The 23034-nt window shown below is 67.8% G+C and carries 20 protein-coding genes; 4 read left to right on the top strand and 16 right to left on the bottom strand.

Going from position 1 to position 23034, the window contains the following annotated elements:
- Positions 1-207 precede the first annotated feature (207 nt).
- Entirely contained in the window at positions 208-1728 is a 1521-nt protein-coding gene (locus QZ500_RS15640) for a Ppx/GppA phosphatase family protein (RefSeq protein WP_295856354.1), read from the top strand.
- A 27-nt stretch (positions 1729-1755) separates the two neighbouring features.
- Here QZ500_RS15640 and QZ500_RS15635 read toward each other — a convergent pair whose 3' ends face one another.
- The 7 genes from QZ500_RS15635 to QZ500_RS15605 form a co-directional block, all read right to left on the bottom strand.
- On the bottom strand, positions 1756-2235 hold the full coding sequence (locus QZ500_RS15635; RefSeq protein ID WP_295856352.1) for a histidine phosphatase family protein: 480 nt from the start codon (positions 2233-2235) through the stop codon (positions 1756-1758).
- A complete protein-coding gene (gene ppk1, locus QZ500_RS15630) occupies positions 2232-4478 on the bottom strand; it encodes a polyphosphate kinase 1 (protein ID WP_295856350.1) in 2247 nt (748 codons plus the stop codon). The genes QZ500_RS15635 and ppk1 overlap by 4 nt, the downstream gene beginning before the upstream one ends.
- A 135-nt stretch (positions 4479-4613) precedes the next feature.
- Positions 4614-5498 carry a GNAT family N-acyltransferase gene (locus QZ500_RS15625; protein WP_295856348.1) on the bottom strand — a complete coding sequence of 295 codons (885 nt, stop codon included), beginning with the start codon at positions 5496-5498 and terminating at the stop codon, positions 4614-4616.
- Positions 5499-5649: 151 nt separating this feature from the next.
- Positions 5650-7011 (bottom strand): phosphoglucosamine mutase, encoded by a 1362-nt coding sequence (gene glmM, locus QZ500_RS15620; RefSeq protein ID WP_295856346.1) that lies wholly within the window; start codon positions 7009-7011, stop codon positions 5650-5652.
- The gene (folP, locus tag QZ500_RS15615; protein WP_295856400.1) at positions 7008-7826 is read right to left on the bottom strand and encodes a dihydropteroate synthase; all 819 of its coding nucleotides are present in this window, start codon (positions 7824-7826) and stop codon (positions 7008-7010) included. Before folP ends, glmM begins: the two co-directional genes overlap by 4 nt.
- 144 nt (positions 7827-7970) lie before the next feature.
- Positions 7971-9890, bottom strand: a complete 1920-nt coding sequence (gene ftsH, locus QZ500_RS15610; protein ID WP_295856343.1) for an ATP-dependent zinc metalloprotease FtsH — start codon at positions 9888-9890, stop codon at positions 7971-7973.
- A 150-nt stretch (positions 9891-10040) separates the two neighbouring features.
- Positions 10041-10709 carry an RlmE family RNA methyltransferase gene (locus QZ500_RS15605; protein ID WP_295856341.1) on the bottom strand — a complete coding sequence of 223 codons (669 nt, stop codon included), beginning with the start codon at positions 10707-10709 and terminating at the stop codon, positions 10041-10043.
- Between the two features lie 20 nt (positions 10710-10729).
- Here QZ500_RS15605 and QZ500_RS15600 point away from each other — a divergent pair, with 20 nt between their 5' ends.
- Together QZ500_RS15600 and QZ500_RS15595 are read left to right on the top strand one after the other, a co-directional pair.
- The gene (locus QZ500_RS15600) at positions 10730-11200 is read left to right on the top strand and encodes a YhbY family RNA-binding protein (protein WP_295856339.1); all 471 of its coding nucleotides are present in this window, start codon (positions 10730-10732) and stop codon (positions 11198-11200) included.
- Between the two features lie 4 nt (positions 11201-11204).
- Positions 11205-11966: a glycosyltransferase gene (locus QZ500_RS15595; protein WP_295856338.1), complete on the top strand. Its 762-nt coding sequence runs from the start codon at positions 11205-11207 to the stop codon at positions 11964-11966.
- A gap of 15 nt (positions 11967-11981) precedes the next feature.
- Here the strand turns inward: QZ500_RS15595 and QZ500_RS15590 are convergent, their stop codons facing one another.
- From QZ500_RS15590 to QZ500_RS15570, 5 genes are read right to left on the bottom strand one after another with little or no spacing between them, the layout of a single operon-like run.
- Positions 11982-12350, bottom strand: a complete 369-nt coding sequence (locus QZ500_RS15590; protein WP_295856336.1) for a response regulator — start codon at positions 12348-12350, stop codon at positions 11982-11984.
- Between the two features lie 44 nt (positions 12351-12394).
- Positions 12395-13354, bottom strand: coding sequence for a chemotaxis protein CheX (locus QZ500_RS15585; protein ID WP_295856334.1), 960 nt, complete (start codon positions 13352-13354; stop codon positions 12395-12397).
- Positions 13355-13400: 46 nt separating this feature from the next.
- Positions 13401-13958, bottom strand: a complete 558-nt coding sequence (locus QZ500_RS15580; protein WP_295856332.1) for a hypothetical protein — start codon at positions 13956-13958, stop codon at positions 13401-13403.
- Positions 13955-14686 carry a methyl-accepting chemotaxis protein gene (locus QZ500_RS15575; protein ID WP_295856329.1) on the bottom strand — a complete coding sequence of 244 codons (732 nt, stop codon included), beginning with the start codon at positions 14684-14686 and terminating at the stop codon, positions 13955-13957. Before QZ500_RS15575 ends, QZ500_RS15580 begins: the two co-directional genes overlap by 4 nt.
- Complete coding sequence (locus tag QZ500_RS15570; protein ID WP_295856327.1) at positions 14683-17034, bottom strand: HAMP domain-containing protein; 2352 nt, start codon at positions 17032-17034, stop codon at positions 14683-14685. The genes QZ500_RS15575 and QZ500_RS15570 overlap by 4 nt, the downstream gene beginning before the upstream one ends.
- A gap of 151 nt (positions 17035-17185) precedes the next feature.
- On the opposite strand from QZ500_RS15570, the gene QZ500_RS15565 reads away from it, so the two are divergent.
- A complete protein-coding gene (locus tag QZ500_RS15565) occupies positions 17186-17962 on the top strand; it encodes an exodeoxyribonuclease III (protein ID WP_295856324.1) in 777 nt (258 codons plus the stop codon).
- A 140-nt stretch (positions 17963-18102) separates the two neighbouring features.
- On the opposite strand, the gene ntrC is transcribed toward QZ500_RS15565, so the two are convergent.
- The 4 genes from ntrC to glnA all read right to left on the bottom strand — a co-directional run bounded on the left by ntrC (position 18103) and on the right by glnA (position 22871).
- The gene (ntrC, locus tag QZ500_RS15560) at positions 18103-19647 is read right to left on the bottom strand and encodes a nitrogen regulation protein NR(I) (protein ID WP_295856322.1); all 1545 of its coding nucleotides are present in this window, start codon (positions 19645-19647) and stop codon (positions 18103-18105) included.
- Positions 19648-19681: 34 nt separating this feature from the next.
- Positions 19682-20707, bottom strand: coding sequence for a nitrogen regulation protein NR(II) (gene glnL / locus QZ500_RS15555; RefSeq protein WP_295856398.1), 1026 nt, complete (start codon positions 20705-20707; stop codon positions 19682-19684).
- A 62-nt stretch (positions 20708-20769) separates the two neighbouring features.
- Positions 20770-21297, bottom strand: coding sequence for a hypothetical protein (locus QZ500_RS15550; RefSeq protein WP_295856321.1), 528 nt, complete (start codon positions 21295-21297; stop codon positions 20770-20772).
- A gap of 158 nt (positions 21298-21455) precedes the next feature.
- The gene (gene glnA, locus QZ500_RS15545) at positions 21456-22871 is read right to left on the bottom strand and encodes a type I glutamate--ammonia ligase (RefSeq protein WP_295856319.1); all 1416 of its coding nucleotides are present in this window, start codon (positions 22869-22871) and stop codon (positions 21456-21458) included.
- Between the last annotated feature and the right edge of the window lie 163 nt (positions 22872-23034).

Below are 23034 nucleotides of genomic sequence, written 5' to 3'. Positions count from 1 at the left end.
TGGCAGGTAACGGGATGAAGCGGACTGTAGGGAGGCTTCGTGACAATCCTGTGACGCCCCTTCAGCGTCACCTGCACTGCGCGACGATGCGTCACGGAACTGTCACGACTGCAGCCGCCCATTGAGAGCAAAATAGCGCTCCCGCGCCCGCCCCTGCTGCGCAATCAGCTACTCTTTCGATAGCAAACCATCCAGGCTCTCCAGTCCATGCACGACGGTACCCTCCTCGCCGCGGTCGATCTCGGCTCCAACAGCTTCCGGCTCGAAATCTCGCGCCTCGACCACGGTCGGCTCCACCGCGTGCAGTACCTGAAGGAAACGGTGCGCCAGGGCAACGGCCTCGATGCCGACGGCCGCCTGACCGACGAGGCGATGCGCCGCGGCTGGGACTGCCTGGCCCGCTTCGGCGAACGGCTCGCCGGCTTCGACCGGCCGCAGGTGCGCGCCGTCGCCACGCAGACGCTGCGGGAGGCGGTGAACCGCGAGGTGTTCATCCAGCGCGGCGCGCAGTTGCTCGGCTTTCCGATCGACGTAATTTCCGGGCCCGAGGAAGCGCGGCTGATCTACCAGGGCGTCGCCCACCTGCTGCTGCCGTCGGACGAACGGCGGCTGGTGATCGACATAGGCGGCCGGTCGACCGAGCTGATCCTCGGCCGGCAGCTGGCGGCCGACACGGTCGCATCCTTTCCGGTCGGCAGCGTGGCCTGGTCGCAACGCTTCTTTCCCGAAGGCCAGTTCACCGCCGCCGCGTTCGACCGGGCCGAGGTGGCGGCGCAGGCGGTGCTGGAAGAAGCGCTCGAAGCCTATCCACGCAGCGCCTGGGACACCGCCTACGGCTCCTCCGGCACGGCGGGGGCGGTCGGCGACATCCTGACTGGGATGGGCGGACCGGCCGGCCTGATCACCCGGTACGGGCTGGACGAACTGCGCGACCGGCTGATCCGCGCGCGTAACGCGGACCGGCTGCAGCTCGGCGCCCTGAAGGAAGACCGGCGGCCGGTGATCGGCGGCGGCGTCAGCGTCCTGCGGGCGGTGATGCGGCTGCTCGACATCGACCAGATGACCGTCGCCCAGGGCGCCCTGCGCCAGGGCGTGATCTACGACCTGCTGGACCGGGAGCATCCGCAGACCGACCTGCGGGCCGCGACGGTGTCGATGCTCGGCAGGCGCTTCGGCGTGGACGCCGCGCAGGGCGCGCGGGTCGCGCGGGTGGCCTGCGCGCTGTTCGGGGCGCTGCTGCCGCCGGCGACCGCACCCGACCTGCGCGAACGCATGGTGCGCAAGCTCGGCTGGGCGGCGCAGCTGCACGAGATCGGGTGCCTGGTGTCGCACAGCGACAGCCACAAGCACGGCGCCTACATCCTGGACAACACCGATGCACCCGGCTTCGCGCTGCCGGAGTTGCACCGCCTGGCACAGCTGGTGCTGGGCCAGCGCGGCAAGCTGCGCAAGGTGGAGGCGGAACTGTCCGACCCGATCTTCCTGGCGATGGTGGTGGCCCTGCGGATCGCGGTCGCGCTGTGCCACGCCCGCCGCGATCCCGACCTCGGCGGCGTGGCGCTGGCGCCGCTGCCGCGCGGTGGCGGCTGGGCGCTGGCGGTGCAGCCGGCCTGGGAATCCACCTTCCCGCAGTCGCTGCACCTGTTGCGCGAGGAAGCGCTCTGCTGGCAACGCACGCCTTGGCGGCTGGACGTCGTGTCCGCCGCCCGCGCCGCACTCGCACGCTGACCGCCGGCGGCTTGGAGCGATGCGCGCCTAGAGGAATTCGGGCGTCTGCACCGTCACGATGACGGTCTGCTCGGTCGGCTCGGTGCCGTCGCGCTGGCGCTGGCGGCGGCGCAGCCACCAGATCGCGCCCTTGCGCACGCTGCAGTCGCTCTGCTGCAGACCGACCAGCTGCGCGATCGTCTGGCCGAGCACCGGCTGGTGGCCGACCACCAGCACCGCGCCGCGGGCGTGCGGCCACTGCACGACCGACAGCAGGTCCTCGCAGGAGCCGTCAGGCGACAACTCGTCGCGCAGCTTGTACTTGCGGCCGAGGGCGAGTGCGGTCTGCTCGGTCCGTACCGCCGGGCTGCTCATGACCCGCAGGCCCTCGGGCAACTGGCGGTCGAGCCAGGCGGCCATGCGGGCGGCCTGCTTCTCGCCGCGGTGCGTCAGCTTGCGCTCGAGGTCCGACAGGCCGTCGCGCTCGTCCTCGGCTTCGGCATGGCGCCACAGGATCAAGTCCATCATCGGTTTCCTCTCCCCGCCGCGGCGGGCTGGTAACGCACCATGAGGGCCGCCTGCGCACTGGCGCTGCAGGCCTCGCCCGGCGGCGTGGCGCGGCGGTACCGGCCGTCGCCGCCCAGTTCCCAGGCATCGCAGTTGTCGTACAGGTAGGCGACCAGGCATTCGTCGACGATGCGCTGGCGCAGCTTGGGGTCGAGCACCGGCCAGGCCAGTTCCACCCGCCGCAGCATGTTGCGGCTCATCCAGTCGGCGCTCGACAGGTACAGGTCCTCGCGCTCGCCGTTGCGGAAATAGAAGACCCGCGAATGCTCCAGGAAGCGGCCGATCACCGACCGCACCCGGATGTTGTCGGTCTGGCCGGGCCGCTGCGCCGGCAGCATGCAGGCGCCGCGCACCACCAGGTCGATCTTCACGCCCGCCTGCCCGGCCTCGATCAGCGCCCGCACCAGGCGCTCGTCGGTCAGCGCGTTCATCTTCGCGACGATGCGGGCGTCGCCGCCGGCCCGTGCGGTAGTGGCCGTCTCGGCGATCTTGTCGGCCATCAAATCCTGCAGGTGGAACGGCGCGATCGACAGGCGCTTGAGCTCTGGCAGGCGGTTCTGGCTGGCCAGATGGCCGAACACCGCGTCCATGTCGGCGGTGAGCGCCGCATCCGCGGTCAGGTAGCTGATGTCGGTGTAGAGCCGGGCGGTGCGCGGGTTGTAGTTGCCGGTCGACAGGTGGCCGTAGCGGCGCAGCCGGGTGCCTTCCCGCCGGGTTACCAGCAGCATCTTGGCGTGGGTCTTCAGGCCGACGACGCCGTACACCACCTGCGCGCCGATGGATTCGAGCATCTCGGCCCAGTTGATGTTGGCCTCCTCGTCGAACCGTGCCTTCAGCTCGACCACCGCCGTCACTTCCTTGCCGCGGCGCACCGCCTCGCGCAGCAGTTCCATCAGCTCGGAATCGGAGCCGGTGCGGTAGATCGTCTGCTTGATCGCCAGCACTTGCGGATCGTTCACCGCCTCGCGCAGGAAGGCGAGCACGCCGTCGAAGCTCTCGAACGGCTGGTGCAGCACCACGTCGCGGTGGCGCAGCTGCTGTAGGATCGGCAGGCTGGGCCGCAGGCCAGACGGACGAGCGGGCTTCCACGCCGGGAACGCCAGCGTCGGGTCGTCGACCAGGTCGACCATCTGCGTCAGCCGCACCAGGTTGACCGGCCCGTGCACACGGTACAGCGCGGCGGTCGGCAGGTTGAACTGCTGCTGCAGGAAATCGAGCAGGTGCTGGGAGCAGCCCGAGGACACCTCCAGCCGTACCGCCTGCCCGTAATGGCGCAGCGTGAGGCCCTGGCGCAAGGCGCTGCGCAGGTCGGCCACTTCTTCCTCGTCCACCGACAGGTCGGAATTGCGGGTGACGCGGAACTGGGAGAACTCGGTCACCTCGCGTCCGGGAAACAGTTCCGACAGATGCGCCCGCACCACACTCGACAGCATCACCACGTCGGTGCCTTTGGCCACGTCGTCGGGCAGGCGGATCACCCGCGGCAGCACCCTCGGCACTTTCACGATCGCGATCTCGTTTTCGCGGCCGAAGGCATCGCTGCCCTTCAGGCGCACGATGAAATTCAGCGACTTGTTCGCGACCTGGGGGAACGGATGCGCCGGGTCGAGCCCGACCGGCACCAGCAGCGGCGCCACCTCGCGTTGGAAATAGTCGCGCACCCAGCGCCGCTGGGCGCCATTGCGCTCGCCGTGCGAGAGCATGCGGATGCCGCGCGCATTGAAGGCCGGCATCAGCGCGTCGTTGTACAGGGCGTATTGCCGGTCCACCAGATCGTGGGCCGCCGTGGAAATCGCCTCGAACGAGGCCTGCGTGTAAGTGCCCTTGTCGTCGTGGGCCTGCGCCGCGGCCAGGTGAGGCGCCATCCGCACCTCGAAGAACTCGTCGAGGTTGGAAGAAACGATGCAGAGATACCGCAGCCGCTCGAGCAGCGGCACATCATCGCGACGCGCCCAGTCGAAGACGCGTTCGTTGAAGGCGAGGATGCTGTGGTCGCGGTCCAGCAGGCGCAGCGGGCCGTCGGATGGCGGCACCTCGGACACAGCCTCGGCTCCAGTCGGCTCGGCGTCGACCTGACGCGGCGGTGAATCTTCTGCGGGTGCGGCAGTGGAGAACGTCACGGCTGCATGCGCCACCGCCTCGCCCGCTGCCGCATCCGGAAGGGTGGATGGGGTCGGAGCCGGGGTCTCGTTCTTGTGCAGCATGGTCGGGAGTCGGAAGCCTTCAGGCCGGAGTCATGCAGCCACAGGTCCCGGCTGCCCAGAACTGAGCATGCCGCAGGACGGTGACAGATTCATGACATTCTGATGAAACTACGCGGCTGCCGTGTGTCACGCTGCTCAGGTGCCGAGGAAATGCTTGCGGTAGCGCGCGGGAAGGTCGGCGATGCGCATCAGCATCGGCAGGTCGGCACTGTTGAAATCCGGATCCCATGCCGGCGCACCCAGCACCCGGGCGCCCAGGCGCAGATAGCCGCGGATCAGAGCAGGTGGGTCGATGGCGAGCGTGTCGTCGAGTTGCTCAACCGGCAGCGGCAGGCGCGGCCGGACCTGCCATTCGAACGGCGCCATGTGCGTCTGGCTCAGCTGGCGCCAGATGCTGGCCGCCACATCGCCGCTCACCACGCCGTTGTGCAGCATCGGGATGCTGGCGCAGCCGATCATCGTGTCGAGCCGGTTGCGAACCATGAAATCGGCCAGCGCACCCCAGAGGGCCAGGATCACCCCGCCCTGCCGGTGGTCTGGGTGCACGCAGCTGCGGCCGAGTTCGACCATGCGCTCGCGCATGCCGCGCAGCCGGACCAGATCAAATTCGGTATCGCTGTAGGTACTGCCGATACGGCGCGCCTGCGCCGGCGTGAGCACCCGGTAGGTGCCGATCACCGGGCCCTCGGCGCCGTCGCGCACCAGCAGGTGTTCGCAGTAGTCGTCGAACAGGTCGATGTCGTAGCCGGCGAGCCGCGGGTCGAGCTGCTTCGGGAGACGGGCACCCATCTCGCCGCAGAAGATGTCGTAGCGCAGCCGCTGCGCCTCGCGTACGTCGTCGAGATGGCGGGCCCACGACACGTGGGGACCGGACGATGCCGGCACGAGCGCCGGTGCCACCGGCCGGAACAGCGCCGCCACGGCGCCGGGCGCATGTCCGCTGCGGTGCAGGGGTACCGTCGGCAGCGAGGCCGTGCGGGCGGTGACGGAGATCGGCTGGGCGGTCGTCGGCAATGTCATGGGCGCTCCTTCGAAGGGATGCGCCGCAGTCTGATCAGGCGGAATGACGCACGCATGTCGGTGCCGTGACAGTTTATTGACGCTGGAGCCCTCCAGCGCCCGACGCACCTGCCTAGTGTGCTACGTTTTCAGTAGCACCGGAGCAGGCGCGTCAGATCGCCGCCACCGTCGCCGCCAGCCTTTCGGCACAACGGCGGCCCTGGTCGCCGTCGCGGGCTTCCACCATCACGCGCAGCAGGGGCTCGGTTCCGCTCGGCCGGATGAGCACCCGGCCGCTGTCGCCGAGTTCGGCCTCCACCCGCCGGGTTTCGTCGGCCAGTGCCGTGTTGGCGCGCCAATCCTGCCCCAGCGCGAGCCTCACGTTCAGCAACGTCTGAGGGTACAGGCTGACGCCCTCCAGCAGTTCCGCCAGGCTCTTGCCGCTGCGCAGACAGGCCTGCAGGACCTGTAGTGCGCTGATCAGGCCGTCGCCGGTCGTGTGTTTGTCCAGTGCCAGCAGATGCCCGGAGCCTTCCCCGCCGAGCAGCCATCCCCGCGCCTCAAGTTCTTCCAGCACGTACCGGTCGCCGACTTTGGCGCGCACGAACTGCACGCCGCGGGCGCGCAGAGCAGACTCGACCGCCAGGTTGGTCATCAGCGTACCGACCACGCCGGGTGCCGTTTCGCTGGCGCTCGATGCGACCAGCGCATCTCCCTGGGCCAGGCGCGCACTGGCGACGATGTAGAGCAACTGGTCGCCGTCGTAGAGGCGTCCCTCGGCGTCGACGATCTGCAAGCGGTCGGCATCGCCGTCGAGGGCCACGCCGACATCCGCACCATCGGCCTTCACCGCGGCCACCAGCGCCTCCGGATGGGTCGCGCCGACCCCCTTGTTGATGTTGAGCCCGTCCGGCGCGACGCCGATCGCGCTCACGTCCGCACCCAGTTCATGGAACACCTTCGGCGCGATGTGGTACGCCGCGCCATGGGCCGCATCCACCACGATGCGCAGGCCGCGCAGCGTCAGGTCGTTGTCGAAGGTGCTCTTGCAGAATTCGATATAGCGCCCGGCCGCGTCGTCCAGCCGGCGGGCCTTGCCGATCGCGGCGGAGTCGGCCCAGACCGGCGGCTCTTCCAGCGCCGCTTCCACCGCCAGTTCCCAAGCGTCGTCGAGCTTGGTGCCCTGGGCGCTGAAAAACTTGATGCCGTTGTCGCCGAACGGGTTGTGGCTGGCGCTGATCACCACGCCCAGGCTGGCACGCAGCGTGCGGGTTAGGTAGGCGACGCCGGGCGTCGGCAGCGGTCCGAGCAGCACCACGTCCACGCCCGCAGAGTTGAAGCCGGACTCCAGTGCGCTTTCCAACATGTACCCGGAGATCCGCGTGTCCTTGCCGATCATCACCCGCGGCCGTGCCTCGGTACGCCGCAGCACCCGGCCGACCGCATGGGCAAGACGCAGGACGAAATCGGGCGTGATCGGCGGCTGGCCGACAGTGCCGCGGATGCCGTCGGTACCGAAGTATTGGCGTTTCATGGAAAAGTCTCTTTTCGTTTCGAATCAGGCGATGGTGCGTTGTGGTGGTGAACCGCCCGAAGGATTGCCAGCGCATCGGCGGTAGCCGCCACATCATGCACCCGGACCACCGCTGCTCCGCGCTCGACCGCCAGCAGCGCTGCCGCAATGCTTGCCGCCATGCGGTCCTGGACGCTTCGTCCCGTCACGGAGCCCAGCGACGACTTGCGCGACCAGCCGGCGAGGATCGCATACGGCAGGGGCACCGCTGCCCGCTGGTGCGCCAGCAGATGAAAATTCTGCTCGACTGTCTTGCCGAAGCCGATACCGGGATCCAGCACGATGCGGTCCGCGGCCACACCCTGCGCCTGCAGGGCCGCGCCCCGGTCGGCCAGAAATGCATGAACTGCAGGTACCACGTCGCCCTCCATGGGTGCGGTCTGCATGCTCGACGGATCGCGGTGCATGTGCATCAGGCAAACCCCGCAGGACGGATGGCCCGCCACGGCGTCCTCGGCGCCGGCCTGGCGCAGGGCCCAGACATCGTTCACGATGTCAGCCCCGGCATCGAGCGCCGCCCGCATCACGGCCGGCTTGTAGGTATCCACTGAGAGAGGCACACCGAACGGCACAGCCGCCTGCACGACGGGCAGCACACGGCGCAGTTCCTCCGCTTCGTCGACCGGCGGACTACCCGGGCGCGTCGATTCACCGCCGATGTCGAGGATGTGGGCGCCTTCCCGCAGAAGTTGCTCGGCATGCCGGAGAGCCGACGTGGCGTCCGCGTGATGCCCGCCGTCGGAGAACGAGTCGGGCGTGACGTTCACGATGCCCATGACCCGGGGCTGCGTCAGGTCGATCACAAAGCGTCCGGCCTGCCACACCTGCGTCACCGCCGAACTGCCGTTCTCAACGCGCGTCACGATCGGCCCCACGCAAAAACGGGGCCGAAGCCCCGTACTGTTCTAGCGCCTGCACGTTCAGGCAGCCGTCGGCGAAGGATCGGTCGCCACCGCAGTGCCGCCACCGCCCGGCTTGTCGCCACCGGCCGGCGGGACGCGCGGCGTCCAATCCTTGGGCGGACGCGGCTCGCGGCCTGCCATGATGTCGTCGATCTGCTCGGTATCGATGGTCTCCCAGTCGAGCAGCGCCTTCGCCATAGCGTGCATCTTGTCGCTGTTGTCCTCGATGAGCTTGCGCGCGAGGTTGTACTGCTCGTCGATGATCCGGCGGACCTCGCCATCGACCTTCTGCATCGTCTGCTCGCTCATGTTGGTCGTCTTGGTAACCGAGCGACCGAGGAACACTTCGCCTTCGTTTTCCGCATAGACCATCGGGCCCAGCGCATCGGTCATGCCGTAGCGCATCACCATGTCGCGCGCGATAGACGTGGCCCGCTCGAAGTCGTTGCTGGCGCCGGTCGTCATCTGGTTCATGAAGACTTCTTCCGCGATACGGCCACCGAAGAGCATGCTGATCTGGTTCAGCATGTACTCGCGGTCGTAGCTGTAGCGGTCGCCTTCCGGCAGGCTCATCGTCACGCCCAGCGCACGGCCGCGCGGAATGATCGTGACCTTGTGCACCGGATCACACTTGGGCAGCAGCTTGCCGATCAGGGCGTGGCCGGCCTCGTGGTAGGCCGTGTTGCGGCGCTCGCTCTCGGGCATCACCATGCTCTTGCGCTCGGGGCCCATGAAAATCTTGTCCTTCGCCTTCTCGAAGTCCTGCATCTCCACGGTGCGGGCGTTGCGGCGGGCAGCCATCAGCGCAGCCTCGTTGCAGAGATTGGCCAGATCGGCGCCCGACATACCCGGCGTGCCGCGGGCGATGATGGACGCGTTCACGTCCTGGCCCAGCGGAACCTTGCGCATGTGCACATTGAGGATCTGCTCGCGGCCGCGGATGTCGGGCAGCGTCACATACACCTGGCGGTCGAAACGGCCCGGGCGCAGCAGTGCCGCATCCAGGATGTCCGGCCGGTTGGTGGCCGCGACCACGATCACCCCCAGGTTGGTCTCGAAGCCGTCCATCTCGACCAGCATCTGGTTGAGGGTCTGCTCCCGCTCGTCGTTGCCGCCGCCGAGGCCGGCACCGCGCTGACGGCCGACCGCGTCGATTTCGTCGATGAAGATGATGCAGGGCGCATTCTTCTTGGCGTTCTCGAACATGTCGCGCACCCGGGCCGCGCCCACGCCGACGAACATCTCGACGAAGTCCGAACCCGAGATCGAGAAGAACGGCACTTTCGCCTCGCCGGCGATGGACTTGGCCAGCAGTGTCTTGCCGGTACCCGGCGGGCCGACCAGCAGCAGACCGCGCGGAATGCGGCCGCCGAGCTTCTGGAATTTCTGCGGGTCCTTCAGGAAGTCGACGACTTCCTTCACTTCTTCCTTGGCCTCGTCGCAACCGGCAACGTCGGCGAAGGTGACCTGGTTGTTGTTTTCGTCGAGCATGCGGGCCTTGCTCTTGCCGAAGCTGAACGCGCCGCCCTTGCCGCCGCCCTGCATCTGCCGCATGAAATAGACCCATACCCCGATCAGCAACAGCATCGGCCCCCAGCTGACCAGCAGCGTCATCAGTAGCGAGCCTTCTTCGCGCGGCTTGACGTCGAACTTCACGTTGTTGGCGATCAGGTCACCCACCAGTCCGCGATCGAGATAGGTGGCCGTCGTGCGGATCTTGCGGTCGTCGGTGGTGATCGCCACGATCTCGCTACCGCCCTGGCCTTCCTGAATGGTGGCGCTCTTGATGCGGTTGCCGCGAACTTCCTCCAAGAAGTCCGAATAGCCGACCGTGCCACCGCCCATGCCGCCGCGCGAGTCGAACTGCTTGAATACCGTGAACAGCACCATGGCGATCACGAGCCATACGGCTACCTTGGAAAACCATTGATTATTCAAACGAGACTCCGATGGGGAACGTGGGGATCATGGTGACGTATCTGTGACGCATTCTAGGTGTTTCAAGCCGGCGGACAGATTCGGTTACCCGGTCGCGGCCCTGCCGTCCGACGGGCTATTCGGCGGCCCCAAACCCTGTCGGGCACAGGCTCATCCGTGTGCCGAAGGCTTCAGGCCGATGCCCACCAGGAAGGTTTCGGACGACTTGTCGCGCGAGGCTTTCGGCTTGAACGGCTTCACCACCCGGAAGGTGTCGCGGAACAGCGCCACCATCGGCTCGTAGGCCCCGCCGTGGAAAAGCTTGACCACCAGCGCACCGTCCGGCCGCAGGTGGCGCACCGCGAAATCCACCGCCAGTTCGATCAGCAGTTCGATGCGCGCCGCGTCCGTCGCGCCGATGCCCGACAGATTGGGCGCCATGTCGGACACCACGACGTCTACCGGCCGCCCCTGCACCGCCTCTTCCAGGCGCGCCAGCACGTCGGCCTCGCGGAAGTCGCCCTGGATGAAATGCACGCCCTCGATCGGCTCCATCGGCAGGAGGTCGAGCGCCACGATCGCGCCATTGAGCGCACCGGCGGCGGCGCCGTCGGGCGAGAGGCGCCGGCGCACATACTGGCTCCAGGCGCCCGGCGCAGAGCCCAGGTCCACCACCACATGGCCGGGCCGGATGAGGTCAAGGCTCTCGTCGATCTCCTGCAGCTTGTAGGCCGCGCGGGCGCGGTAGCCCTCCTTCGCGGCCAGCTTGACATAGGTATCGTTGACGTGCTCGTTGAGCCAGGCCTTGTTGACCTTCTTGCTTTTGGTCTTGACTTTCATGCGGCACCGATAATACGGGGATGCCCCAGATTCCATTGACCCCCGTCCAGCGCCGGGAATACCGCGCCGAAGCCCACCACCTGCAGCCGGTGGTGATGATCGGCTCCGACGGCCTCACGCCGGCGGTGCAGAAGGAGATCGGCGCCGCGCTCGACGCCCACGGCCTGATCAAGGTCCGTGCCGCGCTCGACGACCGCGTCGCCCGCGAAGCCCTGTACCAGTCCCTCGCCGACGAACTCGGCGCCGCCCCCGTCCAGCACATCGGCAAGCTGTTCGTGCTCTGGCGCCCCCGGCCCGAGAAGGAAAAGGCGGCCGACGCCGACCGTCGTCCCGGTCCGCGCGAAGTCAAGATCCTGAAGCACGGCCGTGGCGGCCAGCGGCCGGAGGTGAAGATCCTGCGGGTGCTGGGCAACCAGCGGCTGACCTCGGGCGGCCAGATCAAGCGTGCCAAGCCCAAGAAGACCTCGATCAAGAAGCGCCAGTCCGACTAGAAGCATGGCGACAGCGGTTCCGGACGCACGGATCGTCCTGTGCATGAAATGGGGCACCAAGTACGGCCCCTCCTATGTCAACAACCTCTACGGCATGGTCCGCCGGCACCTGCGCGGCGACTTCCGTTTCGTCTGCCTGACGGACGACGGCAGCGGCATCCGGCCGGAGGTGGAATTCCATCCGATCCCGGCGTTCGCCATCAAGCCGGAGCGCCCCGGTGTGAACGACCGTGCCTGGCGCAAGCTCACCACCTTCAGTGCCGACCTGCGCGATCTGTACGGCCTGAAGGGCACGGCGCTGTTCCTCGACGTGGACGTGGTGGTGGTCGGAAGTCTCGACAGTTTCTTCGAGCATCCGGGCGACTTCCTGATCATCAAGGACTACAAGCGGCCCTGGCGCGTCACCGGCAACTCGTCGGTGTACCGGTTCCGGATCGGCGCCCATACCGACGTGCTGGACTACTTCGGTGCCCACGAGGATGCGGTGCGCAGACGTTTCCGCAACGAGCAGGCCTTCCTCTCGGACTACCTGCACCGGCAGGGCCGGCTGCAGTACTGGCCGGCCGCCTGGTGCCCGAGCTTCAAGTACCACAGCATCCCGCCGTGGCCGCTCAATTACTGGCAGGCGCCCCGCATACCCGAGGATGCACGGGTCGTGATCTTTCACGGCGAATGCAATCCGCCGGATGCCCTCGCGGGGCGGCGCAACCGGCGTTTCCGTTTCATCCGGCCCGCCCAATGGGTGGCCGAGCACTGGCGCAGCTGACGCTGCGCCGGATCGTCAAGCGCCGACCAGCTTCTTGAAGGAGCCGAGGACGGCGGCACCGTTGAACGGCTTGACGATCCATCCCTTGATGCCCACCGCCTTGCCACGCTCCTTCATGGCGGGCGAATTCTCGGTCGTCAGCATGACGATCGCGACGCTGCTGTTGCGCAGATCGCTGCGTACCTTCTCGGCCATCGTCAGGCCGTCCATGTTGGGCATGTTGACGTCGCACACCACCAGCTTCACACCCGGGTCCGCCTGCAGCTTGGCGAGGCCGTCGCGGCCGTCCACCGCGAAGGACACGCTCAGGCCGTTCTGCTTGAGGAAATCGCCCACTTCGTTGCGGACGGTGCTGGAATCGTCGACGACGAGGATCTGCGCCATGAAAAATCTGCCTTGTGAAAAGAAATGCTGCGGAAATCGCGGTGTCAGAAAAGTTCGAGTTCACCAGCCTCGACCAGGCTGTCGGCCGAGGCGGTGTTCTCGCGGAAGTCGTCCGGCGACCAGTCCAGGCTGAACACGAAGCGCTGGTAGATCGTTACCGGCTCCATCTGCGGATCGCTCGGTGCATGCAGCACGCAGCGGAAGCACAGCTGCGGATCGGTCGACCCGAACGAGATGTAGCGGTGCAGGTGGTTGACGACGATCGGCACCTGCGACAGCGTGCGGCTGCGCGGTTGATGGTCGTCGTACCGGTTGCGGAAGCCGCCCCACACCAGGTTGGTGATCTCGCCCAGGATGCCGTTGAGGCTGCGGAAGTCGTCGGCGTCGGCCGGAGCCAGCGCGGTATGGCCGCCGCGCACCAGGCGCTGCAGGGCGGCCTCCTCGGTCTGCAGCGTCATGAAGCCGCGGCACCAATGGCTCTCGATCGGGATCAGCGTGAAGATCTCGCCGTAAATCAGCCGGTCGCGCACGATGAACGGCGGGTCCATCTGCAGATCGAGGCCGCGGAACTGGCTCTCGAGCGACGATCGTGTGATCTCCGCGATGCCGCGGACCAGCGCTGGCGGATAGACCAGACTGAAGATCGTCTGCTGCACCAGCGGCACCAGCTCGTCAATCGATGTCCTAACGTAGACCGCGGCGAAGCAGCGGCGCGCGTCATTGGGCAGCGCCTGCGCATCCGCGGCCGTCTCGGCCCGCAGGAAGATCGGCAGCTCCGGCCGCACCGCATGGATGTGCCGTCCCAGCGAAATGCCCGCGTGGGCGTCGTCGCCGATCCGGTTCGACAGGAAGATCGCACCCAGGTCGATGTTGGAGCGCAGCACCGCAAGTATGTTGTCGGCGCGCACCTTGTGCGGCTGCAGACGCTGCGCGGCGCAGAAGGCGGCGATGGTGGCTTGGCAGGCAGCGTCGGTGTCGAGCACCAGCACCTTGCTGACGGGCATCGGAGGGGTTTCGGCAAGCATGGGCAAAAGGCCGTCGTTGCGGCGGTCAGAAGAGTTCGAGTTCGCCCGTCGTATCCGGAGCCGTCTCCGGCTCCCAGACAAAGTCCATCGGTGTGTGGGCGAAGGCGCACAGGCTGGCGTGGAAGACCGCTCTGTACTCGGCCACGATCCGGTAGTGGCGCAGATGGTGGTGGGTGAGCCGGTCGAGGTGCGGGCCGCTGCGGCTGTCGATGATGTGGGGCGTCGACATGCCGGTGTAGTCGAAGAACCGGCCGATCTCGCGGTTGATCGCCCCGCAGCACATGTTGGCGCTTTCGGAGATCGCATCGTCGAACGCCTGGGCCGACGGATCGCCGGCCGTCATGCGGCCCAGGCGTTCGAAGTGCGCGCGCACCGCATCGGTTCGCGGAAAGTGCAGCGCGGTGACGATGCGGAAGCCGTGCGACGCGATCATCAGCACGACCATCGACGAGGCCGGCCCGGCCGCCGCCGGCGGATCGCCGCGCGCGATGTCCAGCGCCCGACCTTCGGCCGGTTCGAGCGCCGTCCGCAGCCCCATCTCCAGCAGCCGGTCGAGGCTCGCCTGTGCGTTGGCGCCGATCATGCAGGGCTGCCGCTGCCCGAGAGCAGCGCGAGGCTCTTGCGGTTGGTCAGTTCCAGCCCGCGCACCGCGCCGATGATCATGCGGCCGCTGGCCTGCATGTCCTGGAAGGTGGTCGCGGTGATCAGGTCGTTCTCGTACAGCGTCTTGCGGTAGTCGCCCGACAGCGCCTCGGCACGGGCCGACAGGTCGCGCATCTCGTTGGCGACGATCGCGAATCCGCGCCCGACGGCGCCGGCACGCGCGGCCTCGATCGAGGCATTGAGGGCGACGATCACCATCTGCCGCACGATCGAGGAGAACTCGTCGTTCTTGTGGTGCATGCCCCGGTTGTGGTCCAGCAGCACTTTCATGCCGGTGTTCCAGCGGTCGAAGGTCTGTTCGCTGCGCTGCAGGGCCGCGATGGCGGCCGCGAGATCGTCGGCATGCCGCCGCACCCCGGTATGCCTGCCGAGCGCTTCGGCCGCCGTGGTCTGCAGCCGCTCTTCGTAATCGGCGCGGGCATCGGTCCACTGCGCTTCGCGTGCACTGACCTCGGCCCGGAAACGCTGCTCCAGCGCGTCGATCTCGGCCTGCAGGTCGGTCGCGGTCGGCTCCAGCGCCCGCACGGCGGACACCGCAGCGCCGTCGGCCGCGGCGCGTTGCAGCGCACGGCGGGCGGCCACCAGGAACGGCGCCATCACCGCTGCGCCGGCGGCGATCCCGCCGAGGAAGACCAGCACCTCGTTCATGCGGCAGCCTCGGTTTCCGCGGCCTCGACCACGCCGAACTCGGCCGGCAGGCTGAGCACCGTTTCGAAGGCGTAGGCGCCGTGGCCGTTCGTACCGTGCAGCACGATCTCCACGCTGCCGCCCTCGGCTTCGATGAAGCCCTGCACCGCATCCATGCCGACACCGCGGCCGGACACGTTGGTGACCGTCGCGGCGGTCGAGAAGCCGGGCGCGAGGATCAGCCGCGCCACGTCCGCCGGCGCGGGATCGGCATCGGCGGCCAGCAGCCCCTGGGCGATCGCCTTCTGGCGGATCGCGTCGATATGCAGCCCGCGGCCGTCGTCCTGCAACCGCAGGCGCATCATGTCGCGGTCCATCTCCAGCACCAGCCGGATGTGGCCGATGGCGCTCTTGCCGCGGGCGATGCGCACCAGCGGTTCCTCGATGCCGTGGTCCACCGCGTTGCGCAGCAGGTGCATGCAGGCATTGCGCAGCACGCCCGACAGCTGGCTGCGGATCGCGATGCCGCCGTCGTCGACCAGCACCTGCGGCGGCTCCTTGCCGAGTTCCTCGGCCAGCGCGGGCAGGCTGTCGGTGACGCCGCGCAGGATCGCCTCCAGGCGCTCGGTGCCGGCCCGCCGCAGCGTGCGACGGACCTGGCGGCTCGCCGCGAGCAGCCGTTCGCCGCCTGCCGCCTCGCCGGCGTCCAGATGCGCGAGCACCGCCTGCAGATCGTCGCGGGCCATCAGCACGAACTTCTCGCTGTCGCCGCGCCGGCCCGGGCCGGTGCGGCCGAGCGTGCCGCTGTTGATCTGGGTGTATTCCGCCAGCACCTCTTGCGCAGCCGACAGATCGGCGCAGAGCGTCGCGGTCGACCATTCGGCCTCGCCGCTGCGCAGCGCGTCGTAGGTCTGCTCCGCACGGTGCATGACGTCGGCGAGGTGGCGCAGGCCGTAGGTCCGCGCGTTGCCCTTGACGGTGTGCATGTTGCGAAACAGCAGACCGACGGCCGACGCGCGCGCCTGCGCACCGGCCTGCGCCGCTTCACGGACGATGCGGTCGTTGGCCTCGATCAGCTCCCGCGCACTCTCGACGAAGCCGTGGAACTTCTCGTGCTGCACCGCGAGGATCTCGCCGATGATGTCGAGTTCGCGCTTCTGCTGACCGGCGGCCAGCGCCAGCGCACGCAGTTCGGTCACGTCGCGCACGCAGAGCATCACGCGCAGCAGCGTGCCGTCGTCCTGCGCGATCGGCGACCAGCCGAGCTCCAGCACCTGGATGCGGCCGTCCGCATCGACCCGGCGGATCTCGGTGGGCAGCAGGTGCGCGTTGAAGTCGAAGTTCATCGCGTCTTCCCCGATGCAGGCGTGCAGTGCGGCCTCGGCCTGGGCCAGCGTGTCGGCGCTCAGGTCGGCGTCGGCCAGCACGAGCTGCACCGCGTCGCGGCCGGCGATGTCGGGCGTGCCGAGGATCGCCGGCAGATGCGCGGAATATTCCGGATGCACGGTGCCGCCCGCCTCGACCGTCAGGATGCCCTGCGGGATGTTCTGCAGCAGCGCCTGGATGTCCGCCGCCTTCTGGCGCACCAGCGCCGTGCTTTCCTCGATACGCTCGACCATCGCGTTGAAGGCGGTCATCGACCGGCCGATCTCGTCGTTGCGGCCGACGCTCAGGCGGTGGGTGAAATCCTGGCTGGTGGCGATCTCGGTCATCTTCGCCTCCATCTCGCCGATCGGGTGCACCACCTGGCGGTACAGCAGCCAGCCGATCACCCCGAGCCCGAGCACCGCCACGGCGCTGATCACCGACAGCGCCACCGTGGTGTCGCCGAGGCGGCGGTTCAGGCCGTCGATCGCGGCGTCCTTGCTGCGGCGTTTCTCGACCTGCACCGCGTCGATCATCTGGCCCTGCTCCCGCAGGTACTGGTCCACGGTCGCGCCCATCGTGGCCTCGGCCAGCGCGGTCTGGCCGGCGAGCTTGAAGCCGGCGGTGTCGTTGATCGCGTCGAAATAGTTGCGCAGGCTTTCCTGCGCCTCCTTGATCAACCCGCGCTGAGCGTGGCTGTCGGCCTGGCCCAGCTGCTCGTCGAGCATGCGCTGCAGGCCCGCCTTCTTGGCGTTCAGTTCCTCCAGCAGGCGGCGCGCGGTGTCGACGTCGGGTGCGGCCACCATCGACAACGCGGCGATCTGCACATCCTTCAGCTGCGTCATCAGCTCGACCGACTGGATCGCGCTGGGCACGACGCCCTCGGTGACGGCGCGGACCTCGACCGAACTGCTGCGTGCCTGGTGGACGGCGTAGCCGCCGATCAGCGCGAGCGTGGCGAACACGAGGGCGACCAGGAAAACGATGCGTTGACGAATGCTCATGGTGGAACGACGCACCGCGAAGCACGCCGGACTGAAATAATTTGCAACGAATCATCGGAGCGGTCGATGGCAGTTTCGTGAAGCCCCTCGGGTAGCAGCGGAACGCCGCGCGTATATTGGCGCCCCTCTCCGCAACGCCCGACAGCCGCCCATGCAGATCGCCACCTGGAACGTCAATTCGCTCGCCGTCCGCCTGCCGCAGGTGCTCGACTGGCTCGCCGCCAACCCCGTGGACGTGCTGTGCCTGCAGGAGCTGAAACTCACCGACGACAAGTTCCCGCTCGATGCCCTGCAGGCCATCGGATACCAGTGCGCGACCTTCGGCCAGAAGACCTACAACGGCGTGGCGATCCTCAGCCGTGCGCCGCTGGCGGACGTGGTGCGCAACATCGGCGGCTTCGAGGACGAACAGTCGCGCGTCATCACCGCCACGGTGGATGCGGCGAGCGGCCCGGTGCGGGTGGTGAACGCGTATTTCGTGAACGGGCAGGAGCCGGGCAGCGACAAGTTCGCCTACAAGATGCGCTGGCTCGACGCACTGCGGGCGCGGGTGCAGGCGGAACTCGCGGCGCATCCGCGGCTGGTGCTGCTCGGGGACTTCAACATCGCCCCGGAGGACCGCGACAGCTTCGATCCGGTCGGGCTGCGCGAGACGATCCACCACACCACCGAGGAGCGCGCGCACTTCCAGGCACTGATAGACCTCGGGCTGACCGACGCCTACCGCCTCTTCCCTCAGCCCGACAAGAGCTTTTCCTGGTGGGACTACCGGATGCTCGGCTTCCAGAAGAACCGCGGCCTGCGCATCGACCACATCCTCGTCAGCGCGGCACTGGTGCCGTCGGTCACCGCCTGCACCGTCGACCGGGCGCCGCGCAAGAACAAGCAGCCGAGCGACCATGCGCCGGTGGTCGCTACGCTGGCCTGACGCTACAGATTCGATAGCTTCCCGTGCAGGCAGAACGGGCGCTGGAGGCCGATTTACTTAAGAAACGAGCCGCTGGCGGCCGTCCCCGTCTCAGCTGCCTGCGCACCGGTCCGTTAGTCCAACGCGCCGCCCACCGCGCTTCACTCCAGACCCAGCTCCTGGATCTTGCGGGTGATGGTGTTGCGGCCGATGCCGAGCTTCTGCGCGGCTTCGATCCGCCGGCCGCGGGTGTTCGACAGCGCGGTCAGGATCAGCCGCGATTCGAAGCGGCGCGACAGCTCGTCCCATACGTCGTGGCGGCCCTGGTTGAGCAGCGCGAGCGCCTCGTGCTCCAGGCCCTGCTCCCAGCCGTCGGTGCCCGCCACGGGGGCGAGCGTAGTGCCGACGGCCGGTCCCTCGGCGGCGGGGCCGGCCTGCGGCCAGCGCGGTACGGCGGCGACGGCCGGCGCCGTGTCCACCGCGGGCGCCGGTGGTGGTGCCATGCCGGCGTGCATCGGCGCAGCGCCGGGGGCGTCCAGCACTTCCGGCGGCAGGTCCTTCGCCTCGATCACCTGCGACGGCGCCATCACCGTCAGCCAATGGCAGATGTTCTCCAGCTGCCGCACATTGCCCGGGAAGCCGAACTGGCCGAGCCGCGCCAGCGCTGCATCGGCGATGCGCTTGGGCTCGACGCCGAGCTGCTTGGCGCTCTGCTGCAGGAAGTGCCGGGTGAGCATCGGCACGTCCTCGCGGCGTTCGCGCAGCGCGGGCAGGCGCAGGCGGATCACGTTCAGGCGGTGGAACAGGTCTTCGCGGAACACGCCGTCCTTCACCCGCTGCTCCAGGTCCTGGTGGGTCGCGGCGATCACGCGCACGTTGGCCTTGACGGCGCTGTGGCCACCGACGCGGTAGAACTGCCCGTCCGACAGCACCCGCAGCAGCCGCGTCTGCAAATCGAACGGCATGTCGCCGATCTCGTCGAGGAACAGCGTGCCGCCGTCGGCCTGCTCGAAGCGGCCGCGGCGCATAGTCTGCGCACCGGTGAAGGCGCCGCGCTCGTGGCCGAAGAGCTCGGACTCCAGGAGGTCCTTCGGAATCGCCGCGGTGTTGATCGCGACGAACGGGCCGCTCGCCCGCGGCGAATGCTTGTGCAGCGCCCGGGCCACCAGCTCCTTGCCGGAGCCGGATTCGCCGGTGATCATCACCGTCACGTTGCTCTGGCTCAGCCGGCCGATCGCGCGGAACACATCCTGCATTGCCGGAGCCTGGCCGAGCATCTCGGGCGTGGCGGCCATGCGTTCCTCGGCCACCTCCTCGCGCTGGCTTTCCTCGACTGCGCGACGGATCAGTTCCACCGCCTTCGGCAGGTCGAACGGCTTGGGCAGGTACTCGAAGGCGCCGCCCTGGAAGGCCGACACGGCGGAATCGAGGTCGGAGAACGCCGTCATGATGATGACCGGCAGCCCCGGCATGCGCGCCTTGACCTTATCCAGCAGGTCGAGGCCCGAGCCGCCGGGCATGCGGATGTCGCTCACCAGGATCTGCGGGCCGCGGCCGTCGGCATCGTCTTCGCCGAGGTCTTCGAGCGCCGCCAGCACCTCGCGCGGATTGGTGAAGCTGCGGGTGGGCAGTTCTTCGCGGAGCAGCGCCTTTTCCAGCACGAAGCGGATGGATTGGTCGTCATCTACTATCCAGATCGGCTTCATGTCCTGCGCATCCCTCAAATCAATCGGTGGTCTGTCATGGCAGGGGAATCAGGAGTTTGAAGTCCGTCTTCCCCGGGACGCTTTCGCATTCGATCAAGCCGTGGTGCTGCTGCACGAATGTCTGTGCCAGCGTCAGCCCCAGGCCCGAACCGCCTTCCCGGCCCGAGACGAGCGGATAGAAGATGCGGTCCTTGATCGAGTCCGGCACGCCGGGCCCGTTGTCGATCACATGCAATTCCAGTGCCAGTCGGTAACGCTGCTTGCCGAAGGTCACCTGGCGCGCGATGCGGGTCCGCAGCACGATGCGACCGTCGCCTTCCGCGATACGTTCGGCCAGCGCCTGTGCGGCGTTGTGGGTGATGTTGAGGACCGCCTGGATCAGCTGTTCGCGGTCGCCGCGGAACTCGGGGATCGAGGTGTCGTAGTCGCGGACCACGCGCAGGCCGCGCGGGAATTCGGCCAGGATCAGGGACCGCACCCGCTCGCAGACTTCGTGAATGTTCACGTCGCCCACCACGTGCGGCCGGCGGTGCGGAGCGAGCAGCCGGTCCACCAGCGTCTGCAGCCGGTCGGCCTCGTGGATGATGACCTGGGTGTATTCGATCAGGTCGCGCGACTCGACCTCCATCTGCAGCAGCTGCGCCGCGCCGCGGATGCCGCCGAGCGGGTTCTTGATCTCGTGCGCCAGGTTGCGGATCAGCTCCTTGTTGGCCTGCGCCTGGTCGATCAGCCGTTCCTCGCGGTCCTGCTTGGCCTGCTGCTCCAGCGGCAGCAGCTCGACCACGACCTCCCCACGCCGCTCGGTCTGCGCGACGATCGCATGGACCGGGAAGGTCTCGTGGTTGGCGCGCTTGACGATCGCTTCGTAGCGCAGCGCCGCGAATTCGTTGCCGGCGGCGCCGTCGAGCGCGGTGCGCAGCGTCGCCGGCTCGGCGAAGAAGTCGAAGAACGGCGTGTCCTCGATCGTGCGGCGGGACGTGCCGAGCGCATCCTCCAGGGCTGCATTGGCGAAGACGACGGAGCCATCGACCCGGACCACCGCGATCAGCGTGGCCAGCATGTCGAAGGCGGCATACGGCGACGGCTTGGGCTTGCGGCGGCCCACGCCCGGGATGCGTAGGCTCATCGTGCGGGCAGGCGCGCCAGTTCGCGCTTGATGCCGGCAATGTCGTTGTCGTTTCGGGCGATGGCGGCCTTCAGGTCCGCGACGCGGTCGAGGTATTTCTGGTGATTGCGGGTCTCGGCGCCGAGCTTGTCGGGCTCGCCGTTGTTGTATTCCTTGAGCAGCTCGGCCTGGCGCGCTTCGGCGCGGCGCAGTTCCGATTCGAGGATCGCACGGGCATCGGCATCGCGGGTGCGCTGCTCGGCGGTGTCGATGCGCGAGGCCGCGGGCGGCGCCGTGACGACCGGGGCCGATGCGGGCCCGATGGATGAGGACGATGACGATGGTGCGGGCCCGGCCGACGTGGGCCGGGTGCCCGGAACGATGGTGATGTTGCCGCCCTCCATCAGCTTGCAGTCGCGCTGCTTGGCCACGGCGGCGTTGTTGGTGTATTCGCTGCCGCAACGGTAGATGCGGTCCTGTGCCGCGGCCGGCGCGGCGGCCAGGCACAGGAAGGCGGTGGAGCAGAAAAGTACGACGTGTTTCATGGCAGTACGCGCGGCAAGGGCGCTGGACGGTCCGGCGCGGGCCAGTATCACGCAAATCCTGCGGGGCCCGGCGTAACCCGGTGCAAAGCCACGTGCGGGTGCCCGCCCATAAAAAAAGGCGACCGAAGCCGCCTTTTCGTTTGCTGCCGATCCGGAGATCAGAGCGAGTAGTACATGTCGAATTCGACCGGGTGCGTCGCCATGCGGAAACGCGTGACTTCCTGCATCTTCAGCTCGATGTACGCATCGATGTAGGAGTCGGTGAACACACCGCCCTTGGTCAGGAAGGCGCGATCCTTGTCCAGGTGCTCCAGCGCCTGGTCGAGGCTGTGGCAGACGGTCGGGATCAGCGCGTCTTCTTCCGGCGGCAGGTGGTACAGGTCCTTCGTGGCGGCTTCGCCCGGATGGATCTTGTTCTCGACGCCGTCTAGGCCGGCCATCAGCAGCGCGGCGAAGCCCAGGTACGGGTTCATCAGCGGATCGGGGAAGCGGGCTTCCACGCGACGGCCCTTCGGGTTCGCCACGAACGGGATGCGGATCGAGGCCGAGCGGTTCTTGGCCGAGTAGGCCAGCTTCACCGGGGCTTCGAAGCCGGGGACCAGGCGCTTGTAGCTGTTGGTGCCGGGGTTGGTGATCGCGTTCAGCGCGCGGGCGTGCTTGATGATGCCGCCGATGTAGTGCAGCGCGTACTCGGACAGGCCGGCGTAGCCGTCGCCTGCGAACAGGTTCTTGCCGTCCTTCCAGACCGACTGGTGCACGTGCATGCCGGAGCCGTTGTCGCCGACGATCGGCTTGGGCATGAAGGTGGCGGTCTTGCCGTAGGCGTGGGCCACGTTGTGGATCACGTACTTCTGCAGCTGCACCCAGTCGGCGCGCTGGATCAGCGTGCTGAACTTGGTGCCGAGTTCCATCTGGCCGGCGTTGGCCACTTCGTGGTGGTGCACTTCGACCGGGATGCCCAGCGATTCGAGGATCAGGCACATCTCCGAGCGCATGTCCTGCATCGAGTCGACCGGGGGCACCGGGAAATAGCCGCCCTTGACCGCCGGACGGTGGCCGGTGTTGCCGTGCTCGTATTCCTTGTCGGTGTTCCAGGACGCTTCTTCGGAGTCGATCTTCACGAAGCAGCCGGACATGTCGTTCTTCCAGCGCACGCCGTCGAACACGAAGAATTCGGGTTCCGGACCGAAGTAGGCGGTATCGCCCAGGCCCGAGGCCTTCATGTAGGCTTCGGCGCGCTTGGCGAGCGAACGCGGATCGCGCTCGTAGGCCTTGCCGTCCGCCGGATCGACCACGTCGCAGGTCAGGATCATCGTCGGCTCTTCGAAGAACGGATCGATGTTGGCGGTGTTCGGATCGGGCATCAGCTGCATGTCCGATGCCTCGATGCCCTTCCAGCCGGCGATGGACGAACCGTCGAACGCGTGGCCGGACGTGAACTTGTCTTCGTCGAAGTGCGACACCGGCACGGTGACGTGCTGTTCCTTGCCGCGGGTGTCGGTGAACCGGAGGTCGACGAACTTGACTTCGTTCTCCTTCACCATCTTCATCACGTCTGCGACGGTCTTGGCCATCAGAAATCTCCAGGGTTGAATGCGCGTTGAAAAATCAGCAACGGGGGCTGGGAATGCAGTTTTTGTGCCAAAGCTGGTGCATCGCCCGCCCCGGCAGCACGCATTCTGCCTTGTCGGCCGTGCGCATTCGGACGATGCACCTACAAAGACAGGCTCTCTTGTC

The organism is uncultured Xylophilus sp. (assembly GCA_913776965.1).
Classification (GTDB): domain Bacteria; phylum Pseudomonadota; class Gammaproteobacteria; order Burkholderiales; family Burkholderiaceae_C; genus Xylophilus.
Note: the sequence above shows the minus strand (reverse complement) of the source record. Positions and strands in the feature narration are given on the sequence as shown.